Source organism: Acidaminococcales bacterium (assembly GCA_031290885.1).
Taxonomy (GTDB): Bacteria; Bacillota; Negativicutes; order Acidaminococcales; family JAISLQ01; genus JAISLQ01.
In genome coordinates this window covers 28547-48313 of sequence record JAISLQ010000072.1, presented here as the reverse complement: position 1 = coordinate 48313, position 19767 = coordinate 28547, and the positions used below count along the sequence as shown (strand labels likewise).

14 protein-coding genes are annotated in these 19767 nt (G+C 52.6%); 8 read left to right on the top strand and 6 right to left on the bottom strand.

Translation table 11 applies throughout. From position 1 onward, the window contains the following. Positions 1-98 precede the first annotated feature (98 nt). The 8 genes from nifJ (at position 99) to LBO03_08995 (ending at position 10403) form a co-directional block, all read left to right on the top strand. Positions 99-3602: a pyruvate:ferredoxin (flavodoxin) oxidoreductase gene (gene nifJ, locus LBO03_09030; protein MDR3349716.1), complete on the top strand. Its 3504-nt coding sequence runs from the start codon at positions 99-101 to the stop codon at positions 3600-3602. A gap of 367 nt (positions 3603-3969) precedes the next feature. Next, entirely contained in the window at positions 3970-5136 is a 1167-nt protein-coding gene (locus LBO03_09025; GenBank protein ID MDR3349715.1) for a branched-chain amino acid ABC transporter substrate-binding protein, read from the top strand. A gap of 31 nt (positions 5137-5167) precedes the next feature. Continuing rightward, positions 5168-6091 (top strand): branched-chain amino acid ABC transporter permease, encoded by a 924-nt coding sequence (locus LBO03_09020; protein MDR3349714.1) that lies wholly within the window; start codon positions 5168-5170, stop codon positions 6089-6091. Positions 6092-6106: 15 nt separating this feature from the next. Beyond that, positions 6107-7258: a branched-chain amino acid ABC transporter permease gene (locus LBO03_09015; GenBank protein MDR3349713.1), complete on the top strand. Its 1152-nt coding sequence runs from the start codon at positions 6107-6109 to the stop codon at positions 7256-7258. Next, positions 7259-8038 (top strand): ABC transporter ATP-binding protein, encoded by a 780-nt coding sequence (locus LBO03_09010; GenBank protein MDR3349712.1) that lies wholly within the window; start codon positions 7259-7261, stop codon positions 8036-8038. It abuts the gene before it with no gap. Beyond that, entirely contained in the window at positions 8038-8757 is a 720-nt protein-coding gene (locus LBO03_09005; GenBank protein MDR3349711.1) for an ABC transporter ATP-binding protein, read from the top strand. Before LBO03_09010 ends, LBO03_09005 begins: the two co-directional genes overlap by 1 nt. Before the next feature lie 33 nt (positions 8758-8790). Continuing rightward, a complete protein-coding gene (locus LBO03_09000; GenBank protein ID MDR3349710.1) occupies positions 8791-9939 on the top strand; it encodes a M20 family metallopeptidase in 1149 nt (382 codons plus the stop codon). Positions 9940-9947: 8 nt separating this feature from the next. Next, positions 9948-10403, top strand: coding sequence for a GNAT family N-acetyltransferase (locus tag LBO03_08995; GenBank protein ID MDR3349709.1), 456 nt, complete (start codon positions 9948-9950; stop codon positions 10401-10403). Positions 10404-10664: 261 nt separating this feature from the next. Here LBO03_08995 and LBO03_08990 read toward each other — a convergent pair whose 3' ends face one another. The 6 genes from LBO03_08990 to LBO03_08965 form a co-directional block, all read right to left on the bottom strand. Continuing rightward, a complete protein-coding gene (locus tag LBO03_08990; protein ID MDR3349708.1) occupies positions 10665-12062 on the bottom strand; it encodes a VanW family protein in 1398 nt (465 codons plus the stop codon). 234 nt (positions 12063-12296) lie between these two features. Beyond that, positions 12297-13103 carry a PRC-barrel domain-containing protein gene (locus tag LBO03_08985; GenBank protein ID MDR3349707.1) on the bottom strand — a complete coding sequence of 269 codons (807 nt, stop codon included), beginning with the start codon at positions 13101-13103 and terminating at the stop codon, positions 12297-12299. Between the two features lie 54 nt (positions 13104-13157). Further along, on the bottom strand, positions 13158-15080 hold the full coding sequence (locus LBO03_08980; GenBank protein MDR3349706.1) for a hypothetical protein: 1923 nt from the start codon (positions 15078-15080) through the stop codon (positions 13158-13160). A 70-nt stretch (positions 15081-15150) separates the two neighbouring features. Further along, entirely contained in the window at positions 15151-16383 is a 1233-nt protein-coding gene (locus tag LBO03_08975) for a methionine gamma-lyase family protein (protein ID MDR3349705.1), read from the bottom strand. A gap of 6 nt (positions 16384-16389) precedes the next feature. Beyond that, positions 16390-18180 carry a GTPase HflX gene (hflX, locus tag LBO03_08970; GenBank protein MDR3349704.1) on the bottom strand — a complete coding sequence of 597 codons (1791 nt, stop codon included), beginning with the start codon at positions 18178-18180 and terminating at the stop codon, positions 16390-16392. Positions 18181-18182: 2 nt separating this feature from the next. After that, positions 18183-19763, bottom strand: coding sequence for a DEAD/DEAH box helicase (locus tag LBO03_08965; GenBank protein MDR3349703.1), 1581 nt, complete (start codon positions 19761-19763; stop codon positions 18183-18185). Positions 19764-19767: the final 4 nt, after the last annotated feature.

Below are 19767 nucleotides of genomic sequence, written 5' to 3'. Positions count from 1 at the left end.
CTGCAAGGACAAACAGTTGGGCGATGCTTTGTTTGCGGGATAATTTATTGCCGCGCTGCATAGAAAGTTTAAATAAATTTTATTAGGGGGATTTTATAATGGCAAAAACCAAAACTATGGATGGAAATACTGCGGCGGCATACACGTCATATGCCTTTACCGAAGTGGCGGCCATTTTTCCGATCACGCCGTCGTCGCCCATGGCGGAAGCGGTCGACGAATGGTCGGCAGAGGGAAAAACCAATATTTTCGGGCAAAAAGTGAAGGTCGTCGAAATGCAGTCGGAAGGCGGCGCGGTCGGCGCGGTGCACGGTTCTTTGCAATCAGGCGCGTTGACGTCCACTTATACCGCCTCGCAAGGCCTGCTGCTTATGATACCCGATATGTATAAAATCGCGGGCGAATTGTTGCCCGCAGTATTTCACGTTTCGGCGCGCGCTTTGGCGGCGAACGCGCTCAGTATCTTCGGCGATCATCAGGACGTTATGGCCACGCGACAGACAGGCTTTGCCCTTCTGGCCGAAAGCAGCGTACAGGAAGTGATGGATCTGAGCGCGGTGGCGCATTTGTCGGCCATTGAAGGCCGTTTGCCTTTTCTTAATTTTTTTGACGGTTTCCGCACTTCGCACGAAGTGCAGAAAATAAAGCTGCTGGATTACGACGATCTGGCAAAGATCATCGACTACAAAGCCCTCGCGGCTTTCCGCAGCCGCGCGCTCAGCCCCAACCGGCCGGTTATGCGCGGCACGGCGCAAAACTCCGATATATATTTTCAGATGCGCGAGTCTATCAATAAATTTTATATGGCCTTGCCGGACATCGTGGAAAAGAACATGCGGGCGATCAACAAGCTGACCGGAAAAGATTACAAACCGTTCAATTATTACGGCGCGCCGGACGCCGAACGGATTGTCGTCGCCATTGGCTCCGGCTGCGAAACCATTGAGAGCGCGGTTGATTATCTAAACGGCAAAGGCGAAAAGGTCGGCATGGTCAACGTCCATCTTTTCCGTCCTTTCTCGGTCAAACACTTTTTCGCGGCTATCCCGAAAAGCGTGCAAAAAGTAGCCGTGCTTGACCGCACCAAAGAATCGGGCGCGGTGGGCGAGCCGCTTTATACCGACGTGCGCGCCGCTTTTTACAATTGCGGCTTGAGCCCGGTCATTGTGGGAGGACGCTATGCGTTAGGTTCCAAAGAATTTTTACCGTCGCATGTGCTCGGCATATTTGACGAACTAAAAAAGCCCGACCCGATGAACGGCTTCACCGTCGGCATTGTTGACGACGTTACCCATTTGTCGCTCGCCCCGGGCGAAGATATCGACGCTACCGCCCCCGGCACCAAAAACTGCAAGTTCTGGGGGCTTGGCTCCGACGGCACGGTCGGCGCCAACAAGAGCGCCATTAAAATTATCGGCGACCACACCGACATGAACGCCCAAGGGTATTTCTTTTACGATTCCAAAAAGTCCGGCGGCATCACCGTGTCGCATTTAAGATTCGGCAGCAGCCCGATCAAGCAGCCGTACCTTATTGAAAAGGCCGACTTCATCGCCTGCCACAAACAATCTTACATTAATCAGTATGACATATTGAACGGGTTGAAGAAAAAAGGGGTTTTCCTCCTGAATTGCCTCTGGCGCCCGGAAGAAGCCGGCCAGCGCCTTCCGGCCAAAGTGAAGCGCTATATTGCCGAAAACGAGATTAATTTCTACATTATTGACGCCATAGGCATTGCCGCCCAATTGGGCCTCGGCGGGCGCATCAATATGATCATGCAGGCCGCTTTCTTCAAACTGGCCGACATCATACCGCTTGGCGACGCCGTTAAGTATCTGAAAGAAGCGGTCGATGAATCTTACGGCCTCAAGGGGCAAGCCGTGCTTGACATGAACTACGCCGCGATCGACCGGGGCATTGACGCCATATCAAAGGTAGACGCGCCGGCGGACTGGAAGCGCGCGCAGGACGAGGAAAAGGCCGGCGGGGCAGCAGTCCCCGCTTTTATCGAGCGGCTGCTTGTCCCCGTCAACAAGATGGAAGGCGATTTGTTGCCGGTCAGCATTTTTGACGGCGCGGAAGACGGCACCTTCCCCGTTGGGACTTCTGCCTATGAAAAGCGCGGCATAGCCGTTGACGTGCCGGAATGGCAGCCGGACAAATGCATCCAGTGCAATCAATGCGCTTTTGTCTGCCCCCACGCCGCCGTGCGCCCTGCCCTTTCCGATGCCGGCGAAGCCGCCAAAGCCCCCGATGTTTTCCGCTCAAAACCGGCCGTCGGCGCTAAAGGCCTTAATTTCAGCATAGTAATATCAGTGCTGGATTGTACCGGCTGCGGCAATTGCGCGCAAGTTTGCCCATCCAAGGAAAAGGCGCTGGTCATGAAGCCGCTGGAGAGCCAATTGGACAAGGCCGATGCCTGGAACTATTCCAGAAGCCTTGCGCCCAAGCCAAACCCCATGAATACGTCAACCGTCAAAGGCGTGCAATTTGAAACGCCCTTGCTGGAATTTTCCGGCGCTTGCGCCGGCTGCGGCGAAACGCCCTACGCCAAACTGGTTACCCAGCTTTTCGGCGACCGTATGGTTATAAGCAACGCCACCGGCTGTTCTTCGATTTGGGGCGCCAGCGCGCCTTCCATGCCCTATACCGTCAACCATCGCGGGCGCGGCCCGGCCTGGGCAAATTCGCTCTTTGAAGACAACGCCGAATTTGGCCTCGGCATGTATACGGGCGCAACGCAAGTTCGCGGCCTCTTGACTTTAAAAGTTGAAAAAGCGCTGCCCGGCGCGGCGGGGGAACTTAAAGCCGCCCTTGCCGAATGGCTGGAAAAAAAGGATGAGAGCGCGGGAACGCACGAACGGGCCGAAAAATTGATCAGCCTTTTGGAAAAGGAAAGAGGCGGCGACAAACTGCTCAACGAGATATACGAAGGCCGTGATTATCTTGTGAAGAGATCGCAATGGATATTCGGCGGCGATGGCTGGGCCTACGACATCGGCTACGGCGGCCTTGATCACGTGCTTGCCTCCGGCGAGGACGTCAATGTCCTTGTATTCGATACGGAAGTTTATTCAAATACCGGCGGGCAGTCGTCAAAAGCCACGCCGGCCGCCGCGATCGCCAAATTTGCCGCCAGCGGCAAGCGCACCCGCAAAAAAGATCTCGGCATGATGGCCATTAGCTACGGCTATGTCTATGTAGCGCAAATTTCCATGGGCGCGGATAAAGCCCAGACGCTGAAAGCGATCCGCGAAGCCGAGGCGTACCGCGGCCCCTCGCTTGTCATCGCCTACGCCCCTTGTATCAATCACGGCTTGAGGGACGGCATGGGCAAAAGCCAGTTGGAAGCCAAACGGGCCGTTGACTGCGGTTATTGGGCTATGTACCGATACAATCCCGCTTTGGCGGACGAAGGCAAAAATCCCTTTGTCCTTGACTCCAAAGAGCCAACCGCCAATTTCCGCGATTTTCTCATGGGCGAAGTCAGATATTCCTCGCTTTTGCAGCAATATCCTATGCAGGCGGAAGCGCTTTTTCAGAAAACGGAAAACGATGCCAAGCTGCGCCTTGAAACATACAAGCGTTTGGCCAACGCATAGGGCGGCATTGTTCGACCGCCTTGGGCGGACTATGTTCGCCGCAAGGGTTGGCTGAGAGGCGCCAACCCTTGTCCTTCATGACTGCAACAAATGCGCAACCGACATCCGGCGGGAGCAAAAGCTCCCGCCGGATGAAATTTTGTTCCCGCAGCTGTTCGTGTTTAGAATAATTATCCATGGCAATGCATTCCTTCGCCAGCGGTTTTCTTTGCGCAATCAATGTGGCGGGCTAATATATTTCCTCTAATCAATGGATAGTTATTAATTTAATATTTTTATTTATAATTAATCTGTTGCAAAATAGAAAGTTATATGCTATTATATTTTCGTCATTTGTGTTAAATTTTAATATGCATGGAGGATGAAAATGAAAAAATTGTTTTCGCGGTTACTTTTGTTAGCTATGGCAATGCTGCTGGTAGCAGGATGCGGCGGGGAGAAAAAAGCCGAGGTGGTCAAGATTGGCTTTCTGGCGCCGCTCACGGGCGGCAATGCCGCAACCGGGGTCGGCCTGAAAAATTCCGCTGACTTGGCAGTTAAAAAAGCGAACGAATCAGGCAAATATCCTTACAAATTTGAAGTGGTCTTCGCCGATGACGCAGGGGATCCTTCCACCGCCGTATCGGCCGCGAACAAATTGATCGCCGATAAAAATATTGTCGCTGTCGGCGGGCATTTTAACAGCGGATGCGCTCTGGCCACCGTGCCTATTTTCCACAGAAGCAAAGTGCCGATAGTAATCACGGCCGCGATTCATCCCGACATCACCGGCAAAGGCTTCAAAGAAGTCACCCGCGTCATGACGGCCGCCAACGTGCAAAACGAATATGCCGGCGAACTGGCGACCAAAGAATGGGGCGTAAAGACTATTTGCCTTATCAACGACCGTACCGATTACGGCAAGACAAACGCCACGCAGTTCGGCGAGGCGGCCAAGAAAAACGGCGCGACGATTTTGTCGGAAGACGGCATAGCGGTCGGGCAGCAGGATTTTTCAGCCCTTTTGACCAACATAAAAGCCAAAAACCCCGATGCCGTTTATTTTGGCGGCGTGGCGACGGAAGCGGCCCTGCTTAAACGCCAGATGGCCGATCTGAAGATGGATTGCCTGTTTCTAAGCGATTCCGGCATAATTTCCGATACTTTCAATAAAATCGCGGGCGATGCCGCCGCCGGCATGATCGCTTTCAATATCGGCAAACCTTTGGAAGAGCTGCCCGGCGGCAAACAGTTCAAAGCCGACTATGAAGCGGCCAAGTACGCCGAGCCTTACGAGGCTTACGGACAGTTCGCTTATGATACTATGGGCGTGATCATGGACGCTATTTCCAGGGCGAAGTCCACCGACCACGCCAAGGTAATTGAGGCCATAAGGACGACCAAAAACTACAAAGGCGTAATCGGCGACACCACTTTTGACGAAAACGGGCAAACTACCACCAAATTGATCACGACCTTTATTTCCGATGGCGGCAAATGGGTTTCTTATGACAAGGCAACTATTAAAGTGGTTGATAAAAAGATAAAGAAATAAAAAGGTCCTTTTAAAATTTTCGGGGGTAAAAATGGCGGGAGAAGTAATTGTCCAGCAGTTTTTTAACGCTTTGAGCTTAGGCATCATGTACGCGTTGATCGCCGTCGGGTTTACGTTGTTTTTCGGCGTCATTGAAGTAGTAAACTTCGCCCACGGCGAAGTGTTCATGCTGGGAGCTTTCGCGGCAATGATCGGCGGCGGCGTTTTCGCCGCCGCCGGCTTTGCCCCCGGCACGTTCTTGTTTGTATTGCTCGTTTTGGCCGTAGTGCTGATCGTCGGGGCCTTGTTCGGCGCCGCGCTGGAAAAATTCATCGTCAGGCCGATGCGCGGCACGCCCGACATTATGACTTTGCTCATAACTTTGGGCGCGTCCATAGTAGTGCGCGAAGCGGTAATGCTTTTTGTTCCGAACGGAAGAAATCCCCAGCCCTTTCCGCAATTGATTTTTATGGGCAGCTTTACGGCCGGCGGGGTATTGATCAAGGCGGAGACCTTGCTGTGCATCTTCTTGTCCGCGCTGCTCATAAGCGGCATGTATTATTTTATCGAAAAAACCGTGTTTGGCCGATATATCCGCGCTACCGCCCAAGACCGGGAGGCCGCCATGATGATGGGCGTCAACGTCAAGCTTGTTTTCGTTGTAACGCTTGTTCTCGGCTCGGCGCTGGGCGCGGTAGCCGGGCTGATGAACGGCATGGCGTACGGCATTATAAAGTTCAACATGGGTTTCGCCGCCAGTATCAAAGGCTTCGCTTCCGCAGTCGTAGGCGGTTTGGGCAATATTTACGGCGCGATCGTGGGCGGCCTCCTGCTGGGTTTTCTGGAAATATTAGTGGTAAGCGTCGTTCCCGACGGCTCAAGCTATCAGGACCTCATCAGTTTCCTGATCGTGATAATCTGCCTTGTTTTCCGTCCGGCGGGACTGTTCGGCGAACGCGCTTATGAAAAAGTGTAGGGGGCAAATTGAGCGGTGAATGTTTATATACTATTGTCGGAACTTTTCGTTTACGCACTTTTTCTTGCTTTTGTAGTTATCGAAGATCCTTTGGCGGTAGCCGGTTATTTATTGGCGCTTTTCCTTGGCGCGATTGTTTATAAAAAGAAATTCCCTTTGCACGTCCGCAGCCTGTCATCCCTTTACGCCGACAACATCAAACAGGTTGGCCTGACCGCCGTTTTGCTCGCCCTGACTTTTCCCTTCGTAGTCAATGGCGATCCCTATTGGCTGCAGGTCATCAATTTTGCCATGCTGCACGCCATAATGGCCGTTGGCCTTAACTTCATGACCGGGCGCGCCGGGCTTATATGCTTGGGATACGCCGCTTTTGAGGCGGTAGGCGCTTATACCGTCGGCCTTCTCACTTTGAAACTTGGCGTAAGTTTTTGGCTCGCCCTGCCCCTGTCCGGCGTCATGGCCTGTCTGTTCGGCATTATCTTGGGTTTGCCGGCGCTAAGGGTCAAAGGCCATTACTTGGCTTTGGTAACCATTGCTTTCGGCCTTATCGTCCAGGAACTTATCCTGAATACCGAAAGCGTTACCGGCGGGACAAACGGCTTGATCGACATACCGTCGCCGGTTATTTTCGGTTATGATCTGGGTACGGCAATGGATCTCGGGTTTGTTTCCATGAGTTATTTGGCCAATTTCTATTATTTGTGCCTGGCAGTTTTGATTTTCTCCACAGTCGTTTTGTATAAACTCAGCAACTCTTTTTTAGGGCTGTCGCTGAACGCGATGCGCGAAGACCAATTGGCCGTGCAATGTTACGGCATGAACCTTATCAGCTACAAATTGTACGCTTTTGCCATCAGCGCCTTTTTTGGCGGCTTGGCGGGCGGGTTATACGCCGCCATGATCAATTTCATCGCGCCGGAAAATTTTGGTTATTCTTTGTCGATCATCATTATCAGCATGATCATCTTAGGAGGGCTGGATTCTATTCCAGGCGCTTTGCTCGGCGCCTTTGCCCTTTCTATTTTCCCTGAAAAATTTCGGGCTTTTGAGGATTACCGGGTGCTTTTTTACGGCCTGATAATTGTTTTGTGCCTGTTGTTTATGCGCGAAGGCCTTGTCCCCTTTAAGCGCCGCATTTTTAAAGCCTTCCCGCGGGAGGCCGGATAAATGGAACTTTTGTCAGTAAAGGATCTCACGATAAATTTCGGCGGCGTAACTGCGGTCAGCAAGGTCAGCTTTTCGCTTGCCGCCGGCGAAATGCTCGGCATCATTGGCCCGAACGGTTCCGGCAAGACTACCCTGTTCAATTTGCTGTCAGGCATATATCAGCCGTCCGCCGGGACCATCGCCTTAAACGGGGCGCCTATCCAAGGGTTGCCTGCCAATAAAATTTTTAATCTCGGCATCTCCAGGACCTTTCAAAACGGCCGGCTGTTCTGGAACTTAAACGTGGTGGAAAACATTATCATAGGCCTGGAAGAATCCCGGGCGGCTTCCATTTTCGGCGCGATTTTCGCTCCCGCCAGAGAAAAAGCTTTGCAAACGCAGGCCATACAGAAAGCTATGGAAATAATGGGCATTTTTGGCTCCCTGTTGGTAAGCCAGGCCGACAAACTGGCCAAAGATCTGCCCTACGCCGACCGCAGGCGGCTGGAAATCTGCCGGGCCATAGCTTCCGGGCCGAAAGTGCTGCTTTTGGACGAGCCGTCCGCCGGTATGGACAGCCTGGAAACGGAACGCCTGATGAACGACTTGCTGAAAGTAAAAAAATCCCTGCCGGATTTGTCAATAATTGTCGTTGAACACGATATGGGCTTTATCAAAGGGCTGGTAGACAAGGTAATGGTTTTAAATTACGGGGAAAACATCGCCTACGGCACTTTTGCCGATATCGCCGGCAACGAACAGGTGATCAACGCCTACCTGGGACAGGAGGACGGTCGCTGATGCTGACGCTCATTGATGTTTCCACTTTTTACGGTTCCGTGCCTGTTCTTAAAAACGTGATCATCGAAATACCCAAGGGCAGCATAACCTGCCTGCTTGGCAGCAACGGCGCCGGCAAAACTACAACCATCAATACGGTTTTGGGCTTTGTCAAGCCGTCCGCAGGCGACATTCTCTTTAATGATGCCAGCATCCGCGCTTTGCCGACGGAAACAATCGTAAGCCGCGGCATTGGCGTGGTGCCTGAAGGACGGCGGGTGTTCCCGAAAATGACGGTGGAGGAGAATCTCTTGGTAGGCGCGTCCTGCAACAAGAACAAAACCCGCATAGCCCGCAACCTTGAACGCGCTTATACGACCTTCCCGCGCCTCGCCGAGCGCCGCTCGCAAAACGCCGGGACCTTGAGCGGCGGCGAGCAGCAAATGCTTTCCATCAGCCGCGCCTTAATGAGCGACCCGCAAATAGTCCTTATGGATGAACCGTCCCTGGGACTGGCGCCTTTGATCGTAAATGATATTTTCGCGACAATCAAACAAATCAACAAAGACGGAACTACCATTCTGCTGATTGAGCAGAACGCTTTCAAAGCGCTCGCTATGGCGGATAGGGCGTATCTGTTGCAAAAAGGCCAGGTACTGGCCTCCTGTACGGAAAATACGCCGGAAGCCAAAGCCAGGCTAAAAGATATTTATTTAAAATCAACCGAACAAACGCAATAGCTATATAATCTATAGGTGAAAGGATTGACCGGCATGGGCAATTATAAATTTGATGAAAACGAGGCTTTTGGTCTGCTTAGGCAAACAGTAAAATGCAATACGGTTAATCCCCCGGGCAACGAAGTTGCCTTGGCTAAACAACTGCAAATTTTCTTGGCGGAAAACAAAATAGACGCGGCGGTCGATGAATTCGCCCCCGGGCGCGCCAATTTGGTACTGCGCATCAAGGGCGAAACGGCCTCCCCTGCCCTCTTGCTGACCGGGCACCTTGATACGGTTCCAGTTGGCGAAGTTAAATGGCAGCATGACCCGTTTGCCTGCGAAAGCGAAAACGGCTTGGTGTACGGGCGGGGCATTGCCGATATGAAAAGTTCCGTGGCCGCCATGCTGTACGCCCTGATACTTTTGCGACGGGAAGGCTTGCCCCCCAAACAGGACGTTGTTTTTCTGGGAACGGCCGACGAAGAGGTTTCACGCCGGGGAGCGGCAGCTTTTGTCAAAAGCGGCGGCATGTCCGACATCGGCGCCATATTGGTGGGAGAACCGAGCAACGGCGATATTTTACTCGCCCATAAAGGCGCCATGTGGCTGAAAGTTACCACGCGCGGGAAAACGGCCCACGGCTCCATGCCGCATTTGGGCGTTAACGCCGTCAGCGGCATGGCCAAATTCATTAACATGCTGAACGCGCAAACTTTCGCCTGCCAGCCCAATCCGCTGCTGGGCGTCCCGACACTCAGCGTCAACACCATTCAGGGCGGCGTGGCGATAAATGTTGTGCCCGATTCCTGCGTGTGTACAATTGACATAAGGATAATTCCCGGGCAAACGGAAAAAGATATCCGGGATTTCATTGATGCCGCCTTGTCAAAAGCGGCGGAAGGCGACGACGGTTTCTGTGCGCAGTATGAGTTTTTGACCAATGCCCTGCCGGTGGAAGGCGCCAAAGGGCACCATATCATTCAGGCGCTGGAGGCGGCCGCCGGCAAACCATTGCTTAAACGCGGCGTGAATTATTATACCGACGCGTCCACCCTGCTCGGCGACAAAGTCCTTCCCTTGGCCATCTACGGGCCGGGCGACGACAAACAGGCGCATCAGCCTGACGAACACATAGAACTGGAAAAGTATTTCGACGCGATAGAAGTTTACAAAAATTTCGTCCGCAACTTTAAAATCTGATTGCCAATATGCCAAAAGACGGATACAGCATAAACGCGGCCGCACCTGACGATATAGAAGCGCTGGCGGACTTGGTCGCCCTTGTTTTTTCTTTGGAAAAGGATTTTCGCGCCGACAGGCAAAAACAAACCGCAGGGCTGAAAATGCTCCTTGCGGACAGCAACTCCCGCGTTTTCGTACTCAGGCACAGCAATTTGCCGGTCGGAATGTGTACCGCCCAACTCATAATTTCAACTGCGGAAGGCGGTTACAAGGCGCTCGTTGAAGATGTCGCGGTCGCGCCCGGGCATCGGGGCAAACAATGGGGGCGCAAGCTGCTGGCCGCCGCCGGCGATTGGGCGAAGGCCGCCGGCGCCAGAAGGCTTGACTTGGCGGCAGACAAGGGCAACGCGGACGCCCTAGCCTTTTATCATAAAACAAACTGGCAAAAAACCAATCTTGTCGTTTTGCAAAAAAAAATATGACTGCTTGCTCCCGGCTGAAAAAGGTTCAAGCAGTCATAGCTGTTCTCAGATTAAAATCATGCTGTCTTTCCTTGCGGCCGATTTATCGCCCCGATTTGCGCTAAAGCCTCGCCGAACATAGAGGTTGTCCTGCGTTTTGCGCCGCTAAGGGCGGCAAATCATCCCGTAAATCTTAAGGGGCGTTTTAATCATATGAACAGTATTGTTTTGCCGGCAAGTCCGTTTTTCACTTGAAACAATCGCATAGCCGCCACAAAACCCTCACAGATTGGGCCTGGCGGCAATTAAATCGTTGTCCGTCCCTTTGTCGCCTACCTGCACAATTTCATCTACAACCGGGTAATAATCGTCATAAAGTTTCTCGCGGGCAATCATTTTATTGTCCCGGTACTTCAGCCGGTATGTCGTTACATGGTAACCATTTGCCCCTGTTCTTTCCACCCTGACTTCGTCAGGGTCCATTTTGGTGTTTTTCCGGACAATCGTCTTGTATTTGATTACCCGAATGTTGTCCGTAACTATTTTAATTGAAGGGACCACGGCGGCTTTTTCCCCCAATATTTCTATCGTCATGTTATTATCCGCCACAATGCCGCGAATGTAAATATTGCCGGGCGAGGTGTTTTTGAACTTGAGGTCAATTATATCGCCGGCAATGGTAGCGTCCCGTCCCAAGGGCGCATAAGGCACCGGACGGTAATGGTTCTCGCGCTCGGTCAGTTCCAGATCGGCCAATAATATCGCATTATATAAAGTGCTGCTTACCTGGCATATTCCGCCGCCGACCCCCGGCACAATATCTTCGCCGATATACACAGGCGCGTCACGGTAGCCCCGCTCAAGGGTACGCGGCCCTATCCCCTTATTGAAAGAATATATGTCGCCCGGGCGCACCAACGCGCCGTCAAGGTAGCTGGTCGCCAGACGGACATTATGCGTGCGGTCGGCGGCCGACGGTTCAAAATAGGTAGTATATGAAGCCAAAACATCGCGAATATTGGCGAGGTCATCTTGCGTAACGTTCGGTTGCGTAACAACGGCGGGCAAGGAAACAAAAGGCTTTTTTTCGGAAACAGCTTTGGCCGCCAGGGCAAAAACCTCCGCTTCGTTTATCGCAACGCCTTTTATTTCCGGAGTGATTTCCTGCTTGCCGTCAACAATCTTTACTGCGGCGTCTTGGGGCTTCTTGTTGCAAGCCCTGACAATGTCGGAAATTATCTTTTTTAATTTCCCCCGGTCATATAAAAATTCAAAAGCTATGTCTTTGCCGTTGTTGTAGATGTAAAAACGCTGCCGCAACCTTTCCATGACGGTTCCTTCCCGCCCGGCCAAGTAGGCTTTGCCGACAATGCCTTTGACATCGACCCGGCAATCAATGTCCGGCGCCATAATCGGCCAGGCTTGTTCGTCATATCTAAGCGTGAGGACGGGCTGCGAATACATTTTTTTGATTTTTGCGGCAACGGCCGTTTCCGCTTCCGGCGGCGCAAGGCCGCCCAACTCGACGCCGGCCGCCCTTACGCCGCCGCATATAGAATTACTCAAGGCATAGCTGCTGTTTAAAGCAACTATGCCTGTAACGGCTACCAAAAACAAAGACAAAAATATTATGGCGAAAAATTTGAGGTTTATTTTCGCAAGCTTCGGCAATTTTCTCATCCTCGGCAACCTCTAATAATTGCCGGCGAATAACGCGGCAGGAGATTTTTCGCACGGCAAAGACATAGAAACCAATGCCGCCCGCGCCTTCCGGCAACGCGGCCAATGGAGGGCGAGCGGCAAATTTGCCCTGACAGGCAAAAAACCGGCCGCTTTCCCAAGGGGAAAATATCCGGCATAGTGCCGCGAACAGTTATCAGAGGTTATCCATATTGAAAAGCAAAAACCGCTTTATTATTGCAAACTCATCGAAAGCTCCACGAATTTACCGGCGGCTTTTGCCCTTTGAATGACTTCGTCGGTAACTTCTTCGCCCGGGTTAATTATTTCAACGCCGTTATCTGTTACAATTTTCCGATTGGCCTTTTTGCCGATCATAAACGTCCTTTGGCGATCTTCAAATTTCTTTGTGGCATCTTTAACAGCGGCATCGCCGGAGTTTTCCTCGTCAGCAGCGGCCGGCGGCGTTGCCGGCGAGACATCGGGCGGAGCGTCAGGGACGCCAAAAGCGGACAATGCGGCGGCCGGTTTCGCCGCAGGGACCGGCGCGGATACGGGCTTGCTGCCAATGTCCTCATCTTCTTCCGCAATGATGGTTCTTTTGGCGGCGAGCGTATAAATCCGATCTGCGGTTATGGTAAAATCATTGCCTTTTGCGGTTTTAGCGTGACATTCGACGATTTTACCTGTTTCCAGATCAAAATATACCTCGACGATCTTACCTTTTATATGGCCTTTTTTGCTCAACACTTCTGTATTGATGACATTGACGTTCGCTTCCAAAAACTTTTCCAGTTCGGGAACTTTTGACCATTCATTAACGATGCTTTTATCCTCAATGGTCAAAGCCCTTTCGCCAATACCCAAAATATCGCCGAAACGGACCAGTTTCGCGCCTTTGTAGGATGTGCCGTCCTCAACGGCAATCGCGGCAATGGCAGCTTCCGCGGCGTCAATCAACAACGATTTTACAGTGCCGACTTCTTTGCCGTCTACCAGGCTGACAATCGGCAAGCCGATTATTTTAGCAGATTCTTTCATTTAAAAATTCCCTCCCGCATAATTGATATATTATTGTCAATAAAATACCGGCCGCTATTGCTGCGATGAATTTTTCCAGTCAAGATACTCCTTTTCAATGTCCTCTTTTACTTTATCAGGTATTTGATTATAAGGCAATAAGGCAATGTTGTGAGTTTTTAAAATATTTTTGATTATGCGCAAATAACCTATATTAAGAATGAAGTCATGCCGCATGTTGGCAACGGTCGTTTTTTCGATGCCTTTTTGCAATTCGGCAATAGCCATGTCATAATTGCCCATTTGCTTGTATATGTTCGCCGTTTCCACTATTATGAGCAAAGCGAAATCATTCATGGGATACATAGCATAGGCCATCTGCAAAGAATGTAAAGCTTTTGCCCAATTGCCCTGTTCTTTCTGCGTAAAGGCAAAATCCAAAAGGTCGTCAAAGGAATCGGACTTGGGTATTTGTTCAGCCGGCAATGGCCATTGCGCCTTTTTTTCCACCACTTTTATTTTTTCATCCTCCTGCCGCCTGTAAGGCAATTCATCTTCCTCGCAATGTTTTTGCGCATATGCGCAGCGCGGTTCGTAAATCAATGCGCCTTCTTGTCCCGCCCCGCCCGCGAAAGCCTTTTCAGCCAAAGCAGAGCCGGGTTCTTTCTCCGGCGCCAAACGGCGCGCTTCGCCGGCAAGTGAAACCCGATGTGTTTCAGCGGCGGGCGAAGATTCCTGCCCGCCTTGCGCAAAAATTTCTTCGGCGCTTGCCCTGCCGCAGGTCTCGTCGGCCGCCGGGATTGACCCTTGTTCATCCCCGTCTGCCGCCAAACAAGGATAAATTGGCGCAGCGCCCATAACTGCGTCCTCTGTTTTTTCCGCATAATCGTTCCAAGCGCCGGCATCTTGGTTGAAATACGTCTCGCCGATACCGAAACAATCCGATTGCCCGTCAGAGCAGCCGGCAAAAGCAAGCTGTCCGTCAATATCGTACCGTTCCCGGCAGCCGACGGCCACTGCATCATCCGCCGCCCGGGAAGAAGGGACAGGGACATCGGCAAAACAACCGGCGTATACGCAAACGCCGTTGTCAGCCGCAAAACATTCGTCCGTGAACGGTCCGCTGTTTATAACAGCGCTTTGCGGCGGCAGATTACAATGCCCGGGCAACTTTTCTCCCCCGCGATTGCCGCCGTTCGCCGGCTTCGGTTCTTCTGCGCTTGCCGGGCTGATTTCACGCCCAACGGCCACAGGCAACTTCCAATCGCCCAAAACGGTTGCGATCTTTTCGCCGGCGCGCGAAAACCAACCATCCCCATAACCGCCGCCATAGGCGGATGCCTCCTTGCCGGACGCCGCCACGCCGTCGCAGGCCAGATCGTACTTACAGACGGCGCCAATCGCGGCTTCGTCTTCCTTGAAACTCTTGACGAAGCCGGAAGGCCGTATTTTACCTTGGGCGGGAAAAACTTTCGCCGCGATTTTTTCGATCGCCGGTTCGGCATACCGCAGGACGTTGAAACTGGGCGCGTTCAACAAAGCGGGCTCAAAGCAGTCATTTGCCACGCCATCATCTTTGTCCCGCTTCTCGTCGGCGTCCGCAAAAAAGGCAGAGACGGCCGCCGTTGCCGACAATTCCGGCCCTGCCGCCGTAGGCTGCATAGCGCTATCTTCCTCCGGCAACAAAACAGCGTCCGCGCCATCAGGCTTATAAGCGGCGCGGCAAGATTTGTCCTGCCGCCCGGAATATTCTTCCTTGCCAAAAATCCACGCCAAAACAACCGACAGTAAAAACATGGAAAAAAGAACCAACAAAATAGTCCCCGCCATGCTCAGCTGCGGCACAAGAAACCTCGGCAGCACAAGACCCAAAAAAAGCCCCATTACCCCGCATATCAAAAGCGGGAGGAACTTGATCGCGATTCCAAGTTTGTTGATCAAAAAATATACTATTATTATTACCGCCATAACAGCCGTCAATGGCAATCCTAAATACATAGCCCTTTCCCCTGCCGTTACATGAATAATGTTGTTATTTCTCGAAAAAAGTAAAATATCCTTTATTCAATTAAGATTCAGCAATATTTTTTGCGCAGGCCAAAAGAGCCAGAACGCCGTGTTCAAAAGTCAGGCCGCCCTGAAAATAGACGGTATAGGGCGGGCGCAACGGCCCGTCGGCGCTAAGTTCGATCGAAGCGCCCTGCACAAACGTCCCTGCCGCCATTATCACGTCGTCCTGATAGCCCGGCATCCTCCCCGGCATCGGCAACACGTAAGAATCGACGGGGGAATTTTCCTGTACGGCCTGGCAAAAAGCTATAAGCGCCGCGCGCGTCTTCAAGCTGATTCTTTGTATTATGTCCCCGCGCGCCGCGCGCTCGCCCGGCGACACATCGTAGCCCAGCCGCGAAAAAAGGGCCGCCGCGTATACGGCTGTTTTAAGAGCCTGCAAAGTTATATGCGGGGCAAGGAAAAGTCCCTGGTACAAGAGTTTTTGGGCGTCGCCGCCCACCGACCCCATCGCGCTGCCAAGGCCGGGCGCCGTATAGTGGTAGCCGGCCATTTCCACCAGTTCTTCCCGCCCCGCTATATAGCCGCCGGAAGGCGCAAGACCGCCGCCTGGATTTTTTATCAGCGAACCGGCCATTATGTCGGCGCCGGCTTCGGTCGGCTCCGTTTCTTCCACGAATTCGCCATAGCAATTGTCCACAAAACAAATACAGTCAGGCTTTGCTTTTTTCACCGTCTCGCAAATACGGCCAATTTCTTCCACCAGCAAAGTTTTGCGCAGGGAATAGCCGCAGGAGCGCTGTATGTGCGCTATTTTTGTCTTGGCGCCGACCGCGCGCTTTATCTGCTCAAAGTCAACCTCGCCGTTTTCCTTAAAATCCACTTGCCGATAAATTATCCCATGTTCGGCAAGCGAACCTTTTTGCGGTACGCGAGCGCCAATTACCGTGCGCAAAGTGTCGTAGGGATCCCCGGTTACCGACAGCATTTCGTCGCCCGGGCGCAGCACGCCGAACAACACGGTAGACAAAGCGTGTGTGCCGGAAACAAACTGGGCGCGCGCGATCGCTTTTTGCGCCCCGAAAACGCCGGCGTAGATATTGTCAAGCAGGTCGCGTCCCAAATCAGAGTATCCATAACCGCCGGCCGGATGAAAACAATGGGCGGAAACTCGATTTTTTTTGAACTCCCGCAATATTTTGCGGGTATTTGCGATGCTCTTTTTTTCCTGCCCGGCGAAAGTCTCAGAAAGGCCGTCCCGTATTTGCCTGTCCAATTTTTCCAGATCCAAATAATTTTATCTCCTGTACTCTATAAAAGCGTCCAATATTTCCGGCGCGCCGGAAACTTTGAGCAAAACGCCGCCCACCGTATATTTTTTCGCCAGCACTTGCGCACATTCATGCAAATGTGCGGCTACGGCGCTTTGGTCGTAGGGAACAAGAAACTCCGCTTCCACGGCGAAATTTTCCAAGGTTTTGTCAATAAGGCACGACAATTCCGCCAGGCCGTCCCCGTTGACGGCCGAAACGGCAACGCTCGCCTCTTCCCTCGCCAGTCGGGCGGACACGTTGCCGTCCGTCAGCTTGTCCGCTTTATTGAATACGGTAATGATTTTTTTTCCGTGCGCGCCAAGCTCTTCAAGCACTTTATAAACAGCGTCGCTCTGTTCCCGATAAAAAGGATTGGCGGCATCGACCACGTGAAGGAGCAAGTCGGCCTGGACAACCTCTTCCAAGGTAGCCCGGAAAGCCGCGACCAATTGATGCGGTAGTTTGCGGATAAACCCGACCGTATCCGTCAGCAGCGCCTCCCTGCCCGAGGGCAGGGACAACCTGCGGGTAGCAGTATCAAGCGTGGCAAAAAGTTTGTCCTCCACGTATGCGCCGGCGTTGGTCAGGGCATTGAGCAAGGTTGACTTTCCGGCGTTGGTATAGCCGATAAGGGCAACCAGCCGCTGGCCGCCCGCAACTCGGTTTTTTATATGCAATTGACGCACATTTTTCACTTTTATGAGGCTTTTTTCTATTTCGGCAATCCTGTTTCGTACATGCCGCCGGTCAGTTTCCAGCTTGGTCTCCCCCGGCCCTCTTGTCCCAATCCCTCCGCCGGTACGCGAAAGGACAAGCCCCTGCCCGGCCAGCCGCGGCAGGGTATATTTCAACTGCGCAAGCTCCACTTGCAGCTTTCCCTCGTAAGTATTGGCCCTTTGCGCGAAAATATCCAATATAAGCGCGGCGCGGTCAATGACTTTTATCCCCAGGGCTTCTTCTATGTTCCTTTGTTGGGCGGGTGAAAGCTCATCGTCAAAGACTGCCATTGTGGCGGCTTTCTCCTGGCAGGCCATAGCCATCTCCATTATCCGCCCGCTGCCCAGGTACCAGCCGGCATCCGCCTTGCCGCGCTTTTGCGTAACGCTCCCGGCAACGGCAGCGCCGGCGGACTCAACCAGCCGCGCCAACTCCGCCAAAGATTCATCCGCCGGCAGGTCGGCGTCCGGACGGTCTATGCCGGCGATGTACGCTATTTCTTCGCTCTTATCGGTATTTTTGTCCGCGCCGGCGCCGGAAATGGCCTTCTCCGCCTGTTTTACCGCTTGCGTGAAATCGAAAACGTCCGCAGCGGCAAAAGGGCCGAATGTTTCATGCAAGTATTCGCCACCCTCGCCAATGCCGGCGATCACGCCTATACTGAAATCGCTGAAAGCGCAAGCGCAAACGCCAACGGCAATCATCATGTCATAACGGTTTTTTTTCAAAGAAGCAATATCGAGCTCACTAAGCGCGCTGTCGGCTGACGGGTGCGTATGTATGCAGGTTACGCCGCTTAAACGGTTAGCCGCGCGCCGTTTATCGACGGGCGGCAATTCTACCGTGGCAAAATCCCCCACGGAAACGCTTTCCACTTTCCCCCGCCTGTTTACGTACACGGCAATTTCCCGGTTGATCTTTCCCGTCAACGCGGCCAGTTTGTCCAGCAACGCCCTGTCGGCAAAATTGCCTTCGCTTATCGGCTGTTCATACAGTTTGCCCAATTCATCGATTATGCCGTTTTTCAGGCCTTTGACATTTCCGGCGACTTCGGGCATGGTCAATCGCGTCCGCGCGCCAGTTCGACATTGACCTTGTAGCCTTTGATGTTTCCCCTGTGCATGACGTTTATCACTTTTTCCGCCATGTTTTCCGGTATCTCGACAAAAGTGAATTTATCGTAAATGTTTATCAGGCCGATGACGCTGCCCGGGATATCGGCTTCGCTCGCGATCGTGCGGACAATGTCCTCCGGCGCTATTTTCTGCTGGCGCCCCACATTCATAAACAGGCGCACCATCCCGCCCCGGGCGCCGGTACCGGCGAAAGACGGCTTGTCCTCCGGCACCAGGGCCTTTGCCCCTTCCTGCATCAGTTTCAGGGCGGCGGCCGCTATGTCCTCGGCCGCATACGAATCAAGCAGTTCCTCGAGTATGGGTTTATAGTTTTCCAATTTGCCCTGTTCCAGGACGGCGAACATACGCGACAAGATCGTCTCCCGCTGCCGTTCCAGCACATTTACGGCCGTAGGAAGGTTTTTCCGCGTAATGCGGGTATTGATGACCTTTTCGATTATTTTCAACTGGCGAAACTCGCGCGACGTGATAAAAGTCAGGGCAGTGCCCTTGTTGCCGGCGCGCCCGGTCCGGCCGATCCGGTGCACGTAACTTTCCGGGTCCTGCGGTATGTCATAATTAATGGAATGAGTTATGTTGTCTATGTCCAAGCCGCGGGCGGCGACGTCGGTGGCAATCAGGATATCCGAACGGCCTTCGCGAAATTTTTTCATTACCCGGTCGCGCTGGTTCTGGCTAAGATCGCCGTGCAGCGCTTCCGCCAAGTATCCCCTGTTGCCAAGCGCGACCGCCAATTCATCCACGCCTTTTTTCGTGCGGCAGAAAATAATTGTTTTTACCGTGTTTTCAACGTCCAGAACCCGGCAAAGCCCGTCCAGCTTGTCATTGGTCTCATAATAAAATTGATCAATTAAAGGAACGGTAAGTTCCTCCTTGCTTACCGTAACAAGCTGGGGCTTGTGCATGTACTTTTCCGCTAGGCGCACGATAGGTTTTGGCATGGTGGCGGAAAAAAGCAGGGTCTGCCTGTCTTCGGGCGTATTTTTGATGATTGACTCAATGTCGTCGATAAAACCCATGTCCAGCATCTCGTCGGCTTCGTCCAGCACGAGATGCCTTATGCTGTCAATTTTTATCGTATCCCGCCGGATGTGATCCAGCAGACGGCCCGGCGTACCGATGACTATCTGCACTCCCAGGCGCAGCGCACGTATTTGCCGCTCAATCGGCTGCCCGCCGTAAACCGGCAAAACCTTGACTCGGCGCAAGCGCCCTATTTTCCCCAATTCTTCCGCTACTTGGATGGCCAGCTCACGGGTAGGCGTCATGATCAAAGCCTGTATCTTGCGCGTATCAATAAGATTTTGGATTATTGGTATGCCAAAGGCCGCAGTTTTCCCTGTGCCGGTCTGCGCCTGGCCGATCACGTCGACCCCTGACAGGACCAGCGGTATCGTTTGCGTCTGTATGGGCGAGGGCTCCTCGAAACCCATTTCGGTCAAAGCCGCCACAATTTTGCGGTCAAGGGTAATATCCCCAAAAACCCCGGTTTGATTTGTAGACATTTAT

Coding starts and splice junctions, on each gene's coding strand:
- nifJ (MDR3349716.1), top strand. CDS start 99: ATGGCAAAAACCAAAACTATGGATGGAAATACTGCGGCGGCATACACG.
- LBO03_09025 (MDR3349715.1), top strand. CDS start 3,970: ATGAAAAAATTGTTTTCGCGGTTACTTTTGTTAGCTATGGCAATGCTG.
- LBO03_09020 (MDR3349714.1), top strand. CDS start 5,168: ATGGCGGGAGAAGTAATTGTCCAGCAGTTTTTTAACGCTTTGAGCTTA.
- LBO03_09010 (MDR3349712.1), top strand. CDS start 7,259: ATGGAACTTTTGTCAGTAAAGGATCTCACGATAAATTTCGGCGGCGTA.
- LBO03_09005 (MDR3349711.1), top strand. CDS start 8,038: ATGCTGACGCTCATTGATGTTTCCACTTTTTACGGTTCCGTGCCTGTT.
- LBO03_09000 (MDR3349710.1), top strand. CDS start 8,791: ATGGGCAATTATAAATTTGATGAAAACGAGGCTTTTGGTCTGCTTAGG.
- LBO03_08995 (MDR3349709.1), top strand. CDS start 9,948: ATGCCAAAAGACGGATACAGCATAAACGCGGCCGCACCTGACGATATA.
- LBO03_08990 (MDR3349708.1), bottom strand. CDS start 12,062: ATGAGAAAATTGCCGAAGCTTGCGAAAATAAACCTCAAATTTTTCGCC.
- LBO03_08985 (MDR3349707.1), bottom strand. CDS start 13,103: ATGAAAGAATCTGCTAAAATAATCGGCTTGCCGATTGTCAGCCTGGTA.
- LBO03_08980 (MDR3349706.1), bottom strand. CDS start 15,080: ATGTATTTAGGATTGCCATTGACGGCTGTTATGGCGGTAATAATAATA.
- hflX (MDR3349704.1), bottom strand. CDS start 18,180: ATGCCCGAAGTCGCCGGAAATGTCAAAGGCCTGAAAAACGGCATAATC.
- LBO03_08965 (MDR3349703.1), bottom strand. CDS start 19,763: ATGTCTACAAATCAAACCGGGGTTTTTGGGGATATTACCCTTGACCGC.